Raw genomic sequence first — 13,687 nt, 5'->3', positions numbered from 1 at the left:
CGGCGGCGAAGCTGGTAACTGCAACTCACCACAGTATCTCCACGCAATCTCCACATTGGCTCCCTGCTGGCTCCACAGGCGCGGCACAGACTGTGCCCATCGCCAACGGAGCCTCCACCCATGAACAAGACCCTGAGTTTCAAGCTCGGCATGATCGCCTTGCTGATGTTGCTGCTGTTGATACCGCTGCTGATGATCGGTGGCCTGATCGAGGACCGGCAGAACCTGCGCGACAATGTGCTGGCCGACATCGCCCAGAGCTCAAGCTTCGATCAGCTGATCTCCGGCCCACTGCTGGTGGTGCCGTACCGCAAGTACGAGCGGCGCTGGATCGACAAGGACGGCCAGAGCGTACAGGAGACGGTCACCGTTAACGGCCAGTTGTACTTCCTGCCGTCGACGTTCGACGCTGACATCAACATCGATACCGAACTGCGCGCCCGCGGCATCTATCAGGCGCGGCTGTTCCACGCCAAGAGTCAGATAGCCGGGCGGTTCAAGCTGCCCGAGCGTTGGGGCATCGACAAGGACTATGAGGACTACCGTTTCGACAAGCCGTTCCTGGTGGTTGGCATCAGCGACATCCGCGGCATCGAGAGCAACCTGGAACTGCAGCTGGACGATCAACGCCTGCCTTTCGCTGCAGGTACTGGCCTGGACTGGATGCGTGGCGGTGTACACGTGCCGTTGCCGCAGTTCGATGGCCACCAGGCGCGCGAGTTCACCTATGGCTTCGAGCTTGCCCTGCAAGGCACCGGGCAGCTGTACGTGCTGCCGATCGGGCGCAGCAGCAGTGTCGACATGCAGGCCAACTGGCCGCACCCAAGCTTTGTCGGCAGTTACTTGCCAAGCCGGCGCGAGATCAGCGGTGAGGGCTTCAAGGCCCACTGGCAGACCTCGTTCTTTGCCACCAACCTGGAAGATGCCCTGCGCCAGTGTGCGACGGTCGCCGACTGTAGCGAGTACAAGCAGCGCACCTTTGGCGTGAGCTTTGTCGACCCGGTCGACCAGTACCTCAAGAGCGAGCGAGCGATCAAATATGCGCTGCTGTTCATTGCTCTGACCTTTGCCGGATTCTTCCTCTTCGAGGTGCTGAAAAACCTCAGCGTGCACCCCGTGCAGTACGTGCTGGTTGGCGTGGCGTTGGCGTTCTTCTACCTGCTGTTGCTGTCACTGTCCGAGCACCTGGGTTTTGGCGCTGCCTACGGCTTGTCGGCGTCGGCTTGTGTGCTGCTGATCGGCTTCTACCTCAGCCACGTGCTGCGCAGTGCCTGGCGCGGGTTGGGCTTCGCTGGCGGGTTGGCGGTGCTCTACGCGATGTTGTTCGGGTTGCTCAGCGCCGAGGACTACGCACTGTTGATGGGCTCGCTGCTGTGCTTTGGCTTGCTCGGCGTATTCATGGTCCTGACCCGGCGCCTGGACTGGTCGCGGGTGGGGAGGTCGGCATGAGGGAGGAACGTGAGCTGGGGCGCCGGCTGGCGCTGCAGATCGGCCTGCTGTTTGCGCCAGGCCAGCGCTGAAAGAGGGGCCGCATTGCGGCCCCTTTGCCGTCAGTCAGGCAGCTGGCGCAGTGGCGCGCAGCGAAGGCCGCTGCGACACTTCGGCGTACCAGGCCGCCAGGCCGGGCTGGCGCTCACGCCAGCCGAACTCAGGCTGGCGCAGGTCCAGATAACCCAGCGCGCAGGCGACGCCGATGGCGACCATGTCGAACCCGGAGATCAGCTCGGCCAGGTGCTCCTGCTCCAGGTTGGCCAGGCTGCGGCGGATCTTCTCGCTCTGCGCTTCGAGCCAGCCATCCCAGCGCTTGTCCTGCGGGCGCAGGAAGCTCTCGTAGCGGCTCGATACCGCCGCATCCATGATCGCATCGGCCTGCGCCGCCAGGGTCAGCCGGCGCCAGCGGGCCGAGCCCTCACGCGGGATCAGCGGGGTGCCGACGTGCTGGCTGTCGAGGTACTCGCAGATCACCCGGCTGTCATGCAGCACAGTGCCGTCTTCCAGGCGCAAGGCCGGGATCTTGCCGATCGGGTTGTCCTGATTGAGTTGCGCGTCGCCAGCCACCGGGCTGATATTCACTGCCTGCAACTGTACCCGCGGCAGTTGCCCGGTTTCGTGCAGCACCACCATGACCTTGCGCACGAACGGCGACAGCGGCGAGTGGAACAGGGTCATCGTGCTCATGGCCGGGCCTCAGTTGCCTTGCAGGCTGGGCGGCAGGCACACGCCGGTGCCAGCGATGCCGCAGTAGCCGTTGGGGTTCTTGGCCAGATATTGCTGGTGGTAGGCCTCGGCGAAGTACACCGTTGGCGCCTGCTCGATCTCGGTGGTGATCGAGCCAAAGCCGGCCTTGTCCAGCTCAGCCTGGTAGGCCGCTTTGCTCGCGTTGGCTTGCTCGAGCTGCTCGGGGCTGGTGCAGAAGATCGCCGAACGGTACTGGGTGCCGACGTCGTTGCCCTGGCGCATGCCCTGGGTCGGGTTGTGCAGCTCCCAGAACATCGCCAGCAGCTCCTGATAGCTGACCTTGTCCTTGTCGAACACGACCAGCACCACTTCGGTGTGGCCGGTCAGGCCCGAGCAGACTTCTTCGTAGGTTGGGTTCGGAGTGAAGCCGCCGGCATAGCCGACCACCGTGCTGACCACGCCTTCGCGCTGCCAGAAGCGGCGCTCGGCGCCCCAGAAGCAACCGAGGCCAAAGATGGCGAAATCGACGTTCTGGAAGAACGGCCCAAGCAGCGGCGTCTCGTTGAAGACGTAATGCATCTCGGGCAGGCTCATCGGCGTCTCGCGGCCAGGCAGGGCCTGTTCCGCAGTAGGCAGGACGTTTTTGTTCACCAGGATTTCCGAACGCAGGACCATGGCCGCTCCTCTGTATATTCAGTAGATGTAGGCAGGGGCCGTCAGCGCGCTGCTGCGGCCCGAATGACTTGTATAGTGCCCGAGACTGAGCGCGCTGTCAGGCCACTGGTCCGCGCGGGTAGCGCTTGAGGCGCTCAACCAGTTCGCGGCCGGGGATTGGCCGATCGAACAGGTAGCCCTGGCCGACGTCACAGCGATGGCGGCGCAGGAAGGCCAGCTGCGCAGGGGTCTCGATGCCCTCGGCGACTACCTTGAGCTTGAGGTTGTGGGCCATGGCCACCACCGCCGAGGTGATTTCCATGTCGTCCTGGTTGTCCGGGATTTCGTTGATGAAGCTGCGGTCGATCTTGATGATATCGATCGGGAATTTCTTCAGGTAGCTCAGCGACGAGTAGCCGGTACCAAAGTCGTCCATCGCCAGGGTCAGCCCCAATGTCTTCAGTTCGATCAGCTGGCGGTGGGTGTCTTCGGTTGCCTCAAGCAGCAAGCCTTCGGTCAGCTCCAGTTCCAGCAAGTGCGAAGGCAGGCCTTCTTCCTTGATGATCGAGCCGATCGAGCTGACCAGCTCCGGGTCGGAAAACTGCTTGGGTGAAAGGTTGATGGCGACGTGCAGGTCACCCAGGCCAGCGGCGCTCAGTTCAAGGCTCATGCGGCACGACTGGCGCACCACCCACTTGCCGATGGGGATGATCAGGCCGGTTTCTTCTGCCACGCTGATGAACTGATCCGGGCGGATCATGCCGCGCTCCGGGTGGTTCCAGCGCAGCAACGCTTCCAGCCCGAGGAGGCGCCCGCTGCGCAGGCACAGCTTGGGCTGGTAGAACACCTCCAGCTCGTTCTGGGTCAGGGCGCGGCGCAGGTTGTTCTCGACGAACAGCTTGTAGCTGGCTTCGGCGTTGAGCACTTCGGTGAACACCTGCACCTGATGCTTGCCGTTGGCCTTGGCCTTGTGCAGGGCGAGGCCGGCGTTTTTCATCAGGGTCTGCGGGTCGCTGCCGTGCAGCGGCGCGCAGGCCAGGCCGACCGAGGCGGTGACGTTGATCAGCTGGTTGTCGACGAACATCGGCTTGTCGAGGGTGCGCAGCAGTTGCAGGGCAATGCTCTGGCCGCCCTCCAGGCTGGTGTGGTCGAGCAGCACGGCAAATTCGTTACTGGCAAAGCGCGCAAGGATGCCGCCGACGGTCAGACTGTTGCGCAGGCGTCGGGCCAGGCTCACCAGCAGCTTGTCGCCGGTCTGGTGGCCAAGGCTGTCGTTGATCCGCTTGAAGTTGTCGATGTCGACCAGCAGCAGGCACAGCGAACTGGCGCTGTCGCGGCTGAAGCGCTCATCGAGGTTGCGAATGAACGCCGGGCGGTTGCCCAGGTTGGTCAGGTTGTCGGTGTAGGCCAGGCGCTCGATGCGCTGCTGAGCCAGCTTGCTCTGGGTGACGTCTTCGTAGATGCCGATGTAGTGGGTCAACTCGCGGTTGTCGCCGTACACCTTGGAAATCGACAGCTGACCCCAGTAGGGTTCGAGGTTCTTGCGCCGGCTCTTGAATTCGCCCTGCCAGCTGTTGCCCATATCCAGGCTCGACGGCGAATCGAACAGCAGCTCGCTGAGGTTTTCCAGGGCCGGCAGTTCGGACAGGCGATGGCCCTGGACCTCATCGGTGCTGTACTGGGTGATCGCGGTGAAACTTGGGTTGACGTACTCGACCACGCCGTCGCGGTTGACCAGCAAAAAGGCGCTGGCGCTCTGCTCGACCGCGCGCTGGAACAGGTGCAACGCGCTGGCAGCGGTACGCCGGTTGTGGTTGGTGATGACCTGGGCGAACTGGTCGGCGAGCTCGCCTGCAAAAGCGATTTCATCCGACTGCCAGGCCCGCGGCATGCCGGTCTGCTCCAGGCACAGCACGCCGACTACCTGGCCGTCGACGCGGATACTGGCGTCGAGCATGGCGTTGTCGGAGGCCGGGAACAGGCTCTGCGCCATGTCGCGGGTGCGCGGGTCGTGGCTGGCGTTGTGCGCGTCGATGGCGCGGCTGGCATGCAGCGCTTCGATGTAGTCGGGGAACTGGCTGGCGTCGATCGGGGCCGGTAGGCGGTGCTCCTGGTCAAGCCGGTACCAAGCGGTAATCGGCTCCAGCTGCTGGTCATGCAGGTACCAGATGCTCGAGCAGTCGACGTTGTAGATTTCACAGGCGCTGCGGGTGATCAGCTCGGCGGCTTCGAGCAGCGAGTTGTCGGCGCTGTAGCGCTGCCGCGCCAGGCGCAGAATCAAGTCTTGCTGGGCCCGTACCCGCTCCAGATGCTCTAGCTGTTCCTGCTGCGCGCGCTGGTTCAGCTGCAGGGCGATCTGCAGGCGGTTGTTGCGGGTTTCCAGGTCGCTGGCGGTCATGTTGATGCTGTCTTCGGCGTGATCATCGAGCACCGTCAGGTACCCGCGCAGCAGCTGCCGGCCATGCTGCTTGTAGACTTCGCCGCACTCCAGCAAACGCAATGGCGCCGGGCCAACGTGCAGGGTGTAGCGCACCCGGTAATGACCACGGCGCGACAGCTGCAGCTGGATCTCGTCATGCAGGCGATAGCGTGCTTCGGGCTCCATCAGGCTGGCATACGGCGAGCTGACCAGCGCACACAGCTCAGCGGCAGGCAGGCCGAATTGGCGGTCGCAGTTGGGGTCCAGGTAGAGCATCGCCCAGTTGGCTTCGTTGAGCCTTTCGAAACGCAGCATGCCCAGCCGCGAGGGCACGGGTAGCTGGGTCACGACCTCGGCCGCCACTCGGGTCGCGGCATCGGGTTGGCTTTTCATCGAAGACTCGCTTGAAGAGGGTGACAGGGCCTGGCAGGCAGCGCATCTGGCAAGGTTGCATCATGTCCCGAAGGCTGGCAAGCGGCCATGTCGGGCTATTGGCAGTTTATCGGCAGGGGTGTGAGTTTCTGCAGCCGGTTGCAGTTTTGCGGGCAAAAAAAAGCCCCGCCAGGGGCGGGGTTGAGGTACGAGCGTGGCAGCTCGAAAGTGGTGCCTGCTGCCCCGGCATGTGCCGGGGCAGCAGTTGCAGCATTACAGCAGGATGGTGCGGATATCACCCAGCAAGTCGCTCAGGCGCTTGGTGAAGCGCGCAGCAGCAGCGCCGTTGATCACACGGTGATCGTACGACAGCGACAGCGGCAGCATCAGCTTGGGCTGGAAGGCCTTGCCATCCCAGACTGGCTGGATGGTTGCCTTGGATACACCCAAGATCGCCACTTCCGGCGCGTTGACGATCGGCGTGAAGCCAGTGCCGCCAATGTGACCGAGGCTGGAGATGGTGAAGCAGGCGCCCTGCATCTCGTCGGCCGAAAGCTTTTTGGTACGGGCTTTTTCAGCCAGTGCCGCAGCTTCGCCAGCCAGTTGCAGCAGGCTCTTCTGGTCGACGTTCTTGATGACCGGGACCAGCAGACCATCCGGGGTGTCGACGGCGAAACCGACGTTGACGTACTTCTTGCGGATGATTGCCTTGCCGCTTGGTGCCAGCGAACTGTTGAAGTCCGGCAGCTCCTTGAGCAGGTGGGCGCAGGCCTTGAGCAGCAGCGGCAGTACGGTCAGCTTGACGCCGGCCTTTTCCGCTACGGCTTTTTGCGCGACACGGAAGGCTTCCAGCTCGGTGATGTCAGCCGAATCGAACTGAGTCACGTGCGGCACGTTGAGCCAGCTGCGGTGCAGGTTGGCAGCGCCGACCTGCATCAGGCGGGTCATGGCCACTTCTTCGACTTCACCGAACTTGCTGAAGTCGACCACCGGGATCGGCGGGATACCAGCACCACCGGTTGCACCGGCGGCGGCCGGCGCTTCCTTGGCCTTCTGCATCATCGCCTTGACGTAGACCTGCACGTCTTCCTTGAGGATGCGACCGTGCGGGCCAGTAGCCGAAACAGCGCCCAGCTCGACACCAAATTCACGGGCCAGCTGACGTACCGCAGGGCCGGCATGGACCTTGGCGTTGCTGGCAGCAGCCGGGGCAGCAGCCTGGGCCGGTGCAGCAGCTGGAGCCGGTGCGGCGGCAGGTGCGGCAGCCGGAGCAGCCTCAGCCTTGGCCGGTGCGGCAGCCGGAGCAGCCTCAGCCTTGGCCGGTGCGGCAGCCGCCTGGGCAGGGGCCGCAGCAGGTGCGGCGCCAGCGATCTTCAACTTGAGGATCAGGTCACCGGTGCCGACTTCGTCGTCCAGCTTGGCGATCACTTCTTCAACCACGCCAGCGGCAGGCGAAGGGATCTCCATGGAGGCCTTGTCGGACTCCAGGGTGATCAGCGACTGGTCAGCTTCGACGGTGTCGCCGGCCTTGACCAGTACTTCGATGATCTTGGCCTTGCCCGACGAGCCGATGTCCGGCACGTGGATGTCCTGCACGGTGGCAGCAGCAGGAGCTGCGGCCGGCGCAGGAGCAGCCTCGGCGGCTGGCGCAGGCGCGGCAGCCGGTTGTTCGGCGGCAGGCGCAGCAGCGGCTGGAGCCTCGGACGCCGCAGCGCCCTCGGCTTCCAGAACCAGCAGTTCGTCGCCTTCTTTCAGGCGATCGCCCAGCTTGACCTTGAGCTCTTTGACGATGCCGGCTTTAGGCGCCGGAATCTCCATGGAGGCCTTGTCGGACTCCAGGGTCAGCAGGCTCTGGTCAGCCTCGATGCGGTCGCCAACCTTGACGAACAGCTCGATGATTTCACCTTCACCGCTGCCGATGTCAGGTACGCGAATGAGTTCGCTCACTTAAAAATACTCCTCAGCAGTCCAGTGGGTTGCGCTTGTCCGGGTCGATGCCGAACTTGACGATGGCATCAGCTACCACCTTCGGTTCGATCTCGCCACGGTCAGCCAAGGCTTCCAGGGCAGCCAGCACCACGAAGTGACGGTCAACTTCGAAGAAGTGACGCAGCTTCTTGCGGCTGTCGCTGCGACCGAAACCATCGGTACCCAGGACTTTGAACTCTTTGCTCGGCACCCACTGACGGATCTGCTCGGCAAAAATCTTCATGTAGTCGGTCGATGCGATAACCGGGCCTTTGCGACCGGTCAGGCACTGCTCGACGTAAGTCTGCTGTGGCTTCTGGCCAGGCTTGAGGCGGTTGGCGCGTTCTACGGCGAGGCCGTCGCGACGCAGTTCGTTGAAGCTGGTAACGCTCCACACGTCGGCACCGACGTTGAACTCTTCGCGCAGGATCTTCGCAGCTTCACGGACTTCACGCAGGATGGTGCCGGAACCCATCAGCTGAACGTGGTGTGCCGCGTCGCGGGTGTCTTCTTCGAGCAGGTACATGCCCTTGACGATACCTTCCTCGACACCGGCCGGGATTGCCGGCTGCTGGTAGGATTCGTTCATCACGGTGATGTAGTAGAAGATGTCCTGTTGCTCTTCGGTCATCTTCTTCATGCCGTCCTGAATGATCACCGCCAGCTCATAGCCGTAGGTTGGATCGTAGGTGCGGCAGTTCGGGATGGTCCCGGCCAGAAGGTGGCTATGACCGTCTTCGTGCTGCAAGCCTTCACCGTTGAGGGTGGTACGGCCGGCGGTACCGCCGATCAGGAAGCCACGGGTGCGGCTGTCGCCAGCGGCCCAGGCCAGGTCACCGATACGCTGGAAGCCGAACATCGAGTAGAAGATGTAGAACGGCAGCATCGGCTGGTTGTGGTTCGAGTACGAAGTACCGGCAGCGATGAACGACGACATGGCGCCGGCTTCGTTGATGCCTTCTTCGAGAATCTGACCTTTCTTGTCTTCGCGGTAGAACATCACCTGGTCTTTGTCGACTGGCTCGTAGAGCTGGCCGACCGACGAGTAGATGCCCAGCTGGCGGAACATGCCTTCCATACCGAAGGTACGGGCTTCGTCCGGGATGATCGGAACGATGCGCTGGCCAATCTCTTTGTCCTTGACCAGCTGCGCGAGGATCCGCACGAAGGCCATGGTGGTGGAGATTTCACGGTCGCCCGAGCCGTCCAGGATAGCCTTGAGGGTTTCCAGGGGCGGGGTCGGGATGCTCATGCTCTTGGCGCGGCGCTGTGGTACGAAGCCACCCAGGGCGGAGCGACGCTCGGCCAGGTAACGGGCCTCGGCGCTGCCTTCTTCTGGTTTGAAGAACGGCAGGTTCTCCAGCTCGTCGTCCTTGACCGGGATGTCGAAACGATCACGGAAGTGACGCAGGCTGTCGACGTCGACCTTCTTGGTGTTGTGCGCGGTGTTCTTGGCTTCGCCAGCACCGGTACCGTAACCCTTGATGGTCTTGGCCAGGATGACGGTCGGCTGTTCCTTGTGGTTCACAGCCTGGTGGTACGCCGCGTAGACCTTGTACGGGTCGTGGCCGCCACGGTTGAGCTTCCAGATCTCGTCATCGGACAGGTCTTCGACCATGGCCTTGAGCTCTGGGGTGTTGAAGAAGTGCTGACGGACGTACGCGCCGTCCTTGGCCTTGTAGTTCTGGTACTCGCCGTCGATGACTTCGTCCATGCGACGTTGCAGGATACCGTCGACGTCCTTGGCCAGCAGTGGGTCCCAGAAACGGCCCCAGACCACTTTGTTGACGTTCCAGCCACCGCCACGGAACACGCCTTCGAGTTCCTGGATGATCTTGCCGTTACCGCGCACTGGGCCGTCGAGGCGCTGCAGGTTGCAGTTGATGACGAAGATCAGGTTGTCCAGCTTCTCGCGGCCAGCCAGGGAGATCGCGCCCAGGGATTCCGGCTCGTCGCACTCGCCGTCGCCCATGAAGCACCAGACCTTTTGCTTGCCGGCCGGGATGTAGCCGCGGGCTTCGAGGTACTTCATGAAGCGCGCCTGGTAGATCGCCTGGATCGGGCCCAGACCCATCGAAACGGTCGGGAACTGCCAGAAGTCAGGCATCAGCCATGGGTGCGGGTAGGACGACAGGCCTTTGCCATCGACTTCCTGACGGAAGTTGTTCATCTGCTCTTCGCTGATCCGGCCTTCCATGAAGGCACGGGCGTAGACGCCAGGCGAGGCGTGGCCCTGGAAGAAGATCAGGTCGCCGCCGTGTTCGTCGGTCGGGGCCTGGAAGAAGTAGTTGAAGCCGATGTCATACAGGGTGGCACTGGAGGCAAAGCTCGAGATGTGTCCGCCCAGGTCCGAATCCTTCAGGTTGGTGCGCATGACCATGGCCAGTGCGTTCCAACGCACCAACGAGCGAATGCGGCGTTCCATGAACAGGTCGCCAGGCATGCGTGCTTCGTGGGTGACAGGGATGGTGTTGCGGTATGGCGTGGTGATGGCATACGGCAGCTGGGACCCACTGCGGGTGGCCAGCTCGCCCATACGGGTCATCAGGTAATGAGCGCGGTCTTCGCCTTCTTTGTCGAGGACCGACTCCAGGGCATCCAGCCATTCCTGGGTTTCGATTGGATCGAGGTCTTGCATGGCTTGCTCCAGGGCGGAAAGGCAACCAGAATCGGCTGCCTGAGTTTGCGACTGGCCTTATGGGCAGACGTCGTGAATTCTTGGATTACCGGAGTGTGACCCGGCGCCGTGTAGTTTTACTACAAAAGCTTTCGCATTTCATGCTTTTACACGGTTGGGGTAGTAGTAATACTACAGAAATGCGACGTTTGGTCGCACCCTGGCTTGTGGGGAAAAACGTTCATGTTGGTTGGCGATGTAGCTGAGGCGGGTGGATCTTGATATTTAATGCCAATGATTCGTTGATTTCAGCTATTTACAACTTTTGTATGACACTTCAACCGCGGTCCCGCTTCCCCGTAGCCAATTACACCCCTCTCTTTGTTGCCGATCAAGGATAGCCCATGCGTCTGCCTTTGCCTCTCGATCTGCCCGCTGGCTTGCAACCACTGGTCGCCCGTAACCAACAGCTGCTGAACGAGGCGCTGAGCAGTCAGGACGACCCTGGCCTGTCTACGTTGAGCGCCGAGCATCGGCAGCAGTTCGAGCAGGTGGCTGCCGCCAGCGAGTTCATCTTCGATCAGGCTCAGCGCGAGCCGGGTATGTTGCTCGAGCTGCTGGCCAGCGGTGACCTGGAGCAGGCCTATGCGCCGGGCGAGATGACCGCGCGGATTGCCGCAGTGGCCCAGGCGGCGCAGAGCGAAGAAGAGCTGGCGCGCAACCTGCGCCGGGCCCGCAACCGTCAGCAGATGCGCATCATCTGGCGCGACATTACCCGCCAGGCGGCGCTGGGGGAAACCTGCCGCGACCTGTCAGGTATGGCCGACGCCTGCATCGATCAGGCTTACCAATGGCTGTACCCGCGGCATTGCCAGCAGTTCGGCACGCCTATCGGCAACCGCAGTGGCGAGGCGCAGCACATGGTCGTACTGGGCATGGGCAAGCTGGGTGCGGTCGAGCTGAACCTGTCTTCGGACATCGACCTGATCTTCGCCTTTGCCGAGGGCGGCGAGACCGAGGGGGTCAAGCGCTCGCTGGACAACCAGGAGTTTTTCACCCGCCTCGGCCAGCGCCTGATCAAGGCACTCGATCCGGTCACCGTCGATGGCTTTGTGTTTCGCGTCGACATGCGCCTGCGTCCCTACGGCTCGGCCGGCGCGCTGGTGCTGTCGTTCAATGCACTGGAGCAGTACTACCAGGACCAGGGCCGCGACTGGGAACGCTACGCCATGATCAAGGCGCGTGTTGTGGCCGGTGATCAGGCTGCCGGCGCCCAGTTGCAGGAGATGCTGCGGCCGTTCGTGTACCGGCGCTACCTGGACTTCTCGGCAATCGAAGCGCTGCGCACCATGAAGCAGCTGATTCAGCAGGAAGTGCGGCGCAAGGGCATGGCCGACAACATCAAGCTGGGCGCCGGAGGCATTCGCGAGGTCGAGTTCATCGCCCAGGCTTTCCAGCTGATCCATGGTGGGCGCGACCTGAGCCTGCAGCAGCGGCCACTGCTGAAGGTGCTGGCCACCCTTGAAGGGCAGGGCTATTTGCCGCCTGCAGTGATTACCGAGCTGCGCGAAGGTTATGAATTCCTGCGTTATACCGAACACGCCATCCAGGCCATTGCCGACCGGCAGACGCAGATGTTGCCCGACAGCGACATCGATCGGGCGCGGGTTGCATTCATCCTCGGCTTTGCCGACTGGGACAGCTTCCATGCCCAGTTGATGTACTGGCGCGGGCGCATCGACTGGCACTTCCGCCAGGTCATTGCTGACCCGGATGAAGACGAGGCCGAGGGCGAACTGGTGGTGGGTGGCGAATGGTCGCCGCTGTGGGAGCAGGCCCAGGATGAAGAGGCCGCCTGCCGCCAGCTTGAAGAAGCCGGCTTCGGCCAGCCAGCCGATGCCTTGCGCCGCCTGACCGGGCTGCGCGCCAGCCCGCAGCTGCGTTCGATGCAGCGTCTGGGCCGCGAACGCCTGGATGCATTTATCCCGCGCCTGCTGGCTCAGGCCGTTGAACACGACAATCCCGACTTGGTATTGGAGCGGGTACTGCCGCTGGTCGAGGCGGTGGCGCGGCGCTCGGCGTACCTGGTGTTGCTGACCGAGAACCCAAGTGCCCTGCGCCGTCTGCTGACGCTGTGCGCAGCCAGCCCGTGGATCGCCGAACAGATTGCCCGCTATCCGCTGCTGCTCGATGAACTGCTCAACGAGGGCCGTCTGTTCAGCCCGCCGCTGGCGCCGGAATTGGCCAGCGAGCTACGCGAGCGGCTGACCCGCATCCCCGAAGACGACCTCGAGCAGCAGATGGAAGCCCTGCGCCACTTCAAGCTGGCGCACAGCCTGCGCGTGGCTGCCTCGGAAATCAGCGGCAACCTGCCATTGATGAAGGTCAGTGACTACCTGACCTGGCTGGCCGAGGCGATTCTTGACCAGGTGCTGGCCCTGGCCTGGCGCCAGACCGTGGCCCGTCACGGTCAGCCCAAACGCAGCGATGGCAGCCTGTGTGATCCAGGTTTCATCATCGTCGGTTACGGCAAGGTCGGCGGCATCGAGCTGGGCCACGGCTCTGATCTCGACCTGGTGTTTATCCATGACGGCGATCCGCAGGCTGAAACCGACGGCGCCAAGCCGATCGACAGCGCGCAGTTCTACACCCGTCTGGGCCAGCGCATCATTCACCTGCTGACCACCCAGACCAACTCCGGCCAGCTGTATGACGTCGACATGCGCCTGCGTCCCTCGGGCGCTGCCGGCTTGCTGGTCAGCTCGCTCGGTGCGTTCGAGCGTTACCAGCAAGGGGAAGCCTGGACCTGGGAGCATCAGGCGCTGGTACGGGCGCGGGTGCTGGTTGGCTGCAAGGACGTGGCGAGCGCGTTTGAAGCGGTGCGGGCGAGGGTGCTCGGCCAGCCACGTGATCTGGACAAACTGCGCGCCGAGGTCAGCGAGATGCGCGCCAAGATGCGCGGCAGCCTGGGCACCAAGCAGACTGCGGCAGGCACTGCGAGCAATGCCTTCGAGGCTGGCGTGCCGTTCGATATCAAACAAGATGCCGGCGGCATCGTCGATATCGAGTTCATGGTCCAGTACGCGGCGCTGGCCTGGTCGCACGCGCACCCGGCGCTGCTGCGCTGGACCGACAACATCCGCATCCTCGAAGAACTCGAACAGGCCGGGCTGGTGCCGGCCAGCGATGCAATATTGCTGCGAGAAGTGTACAAGGCGTTTCGCTCGGCCTCGCACCGCCAGGCCCTGCAAAAGCAGGCCGGGGTGATCGACGCCGCGCAGTTCGCCACTGAACGCGCCGAAGTGCGCCGGATCTGGGGTGAGTTGGGTTTGAGCTGAAATCGCTGGGGCCGCAGGGCGGCCCTTCGCGGCAGTCCGGCGTCCCGGTAAACCCACAGGGTTAGGCTGCGCCGCAAAAACTTGTGGGAGCGGGTTATGAGCGGCGTGCTGAGCTCGTGTTCTTTTGCGTTACAGGCGCTA

The 13,687-nt window shown here is 63.1% G+C and carries 7 protein-coding genes; 2 read left to right on the top strand and 5 right to left on the bottom strand.

Features of this window, described 5'->3' with window-relative positions; translation table 11 throughout:
* Positions 1 to 120 precede the first annotated feature (120 nt).
* On the top strand, positions 121 to 1,449 hold the full coding sequence (gene creD, locus K3F44_RS17710) for a cell envelope integrity protein CreD (RefSeq protein WP_220632680.1): 1,329 nt from the start codon (positions 121 to 123) through the stop codon (positions 1,447 to 1,449).
* Positions 1,450 to 1,554: 105 nt separating this feature from the next.
* Here the strand turns inward: creD and K3F44_RS17705 are convergent, their stop codons facing one another.
* The 5 genes from K3F44_RS17705 to aceE form a co-directional block, all read right to left on the bottom strand.
* Positions 1,555 to 2,178: a glutathione S-transferase gene (locus tag K3F44_RS17705; RefSeq protein ID WP_181089459.1), complete on the bottom strand. Its 624-nt coding sequence runs from the start codon at positions 2,176 to 2,178 to the stop codon at positions 1,555 to 1,557.
* A gap of 9 nt (positions 2,179 to 2,187) precedes the next feature.
* Positions 2,188 to 2,853, bottom strand: coding sequence for a peptide-methionine (S)-S-oxide reductase MsrA (gene msrA, locus K3F44_RS17700; protein ID WP_188036800.1), 666 nt, complete (start codon positions 2,851 to 2,853; stop codon positions 2,188 to 2,190).
* Between the two features lie 97 nt (positions 2,854 to 2,950).
* Positions 2,951 to 5,644, bottom strand: a complete 2,694-nt coding sequence (locus K3F44_RS17695) for a bifunctional diguanylate cyclase/phosphodiesterase (protein WP_220632679.1) — start codon at positions 5,642 to 5,644, stop codon at positions 2,951 to 2,953.
* A 252-nt stretch (positions 5,645 to 5,896) separates the two neighbouring features.
* Positions 5,897 to 7,570, bottom strand: coding sequence for a dihydrolipoyllysine-residue acetyltransferase (gene aceF, locus K3F44_RS17690; protein ID WP_220632678.1), 1,674 nt, complete (start codon positions 7,568 to 7,570; stop codon positions 5,897 to 5,899).
* 13 nt (positions 7,571 to 7,583) lie between these two features.
* Positions 7,584 to 10,229: a pyruvate dehydrogenase (acetyl-transferring), homodimeric type gene (gene aceE / locus K3F44_RS17685; protein ID WP_101322449.1), complete on the bottom strand. Its 2,646-nt coding sequence runs from the start codon at positions 10,227 to 10,229 to the stop codon at positions 7,584 to 7,586.
* Between the two features lie 383 nt (positions 10,230 to 10,612).
* Here aceE and glnE point away from each other — a divergent pair, with 383 nt between their 5' ends.
* Complete coding sequence (gene glnE / locus K3F44_RS17680; RefSeq protein ID WP_220632677.1) at positions 10,613 to 13,546, top strand: bifunctional [glutamate--ammonia ligase]-adenylyl-L-tyrosine phosphorylase/[glutamate--ammonia-ligase] adenylyltransferase; 2,934 nt, start codon at positions 10,613 to 10,615, stop codon at positions 13,544 to 13,546.
* Positions 13,547 to 13,687 lie beyond the last annotated feature (141 nt).

The organism is Pseudomonas sp. S07E 245 (assembly GCF_019599025.1).
Taxonomy (GTDB): Bacteria; Pseudomonadota; Gammaproteobacteria; order Pseudomonadales; family Pseudomonadaceae; genus Aquipseudomonas; species Aquipseudomonas shirazensis.
This window is presented reverse-complemented; position numbering and strand designations above follow the sequence as displayed.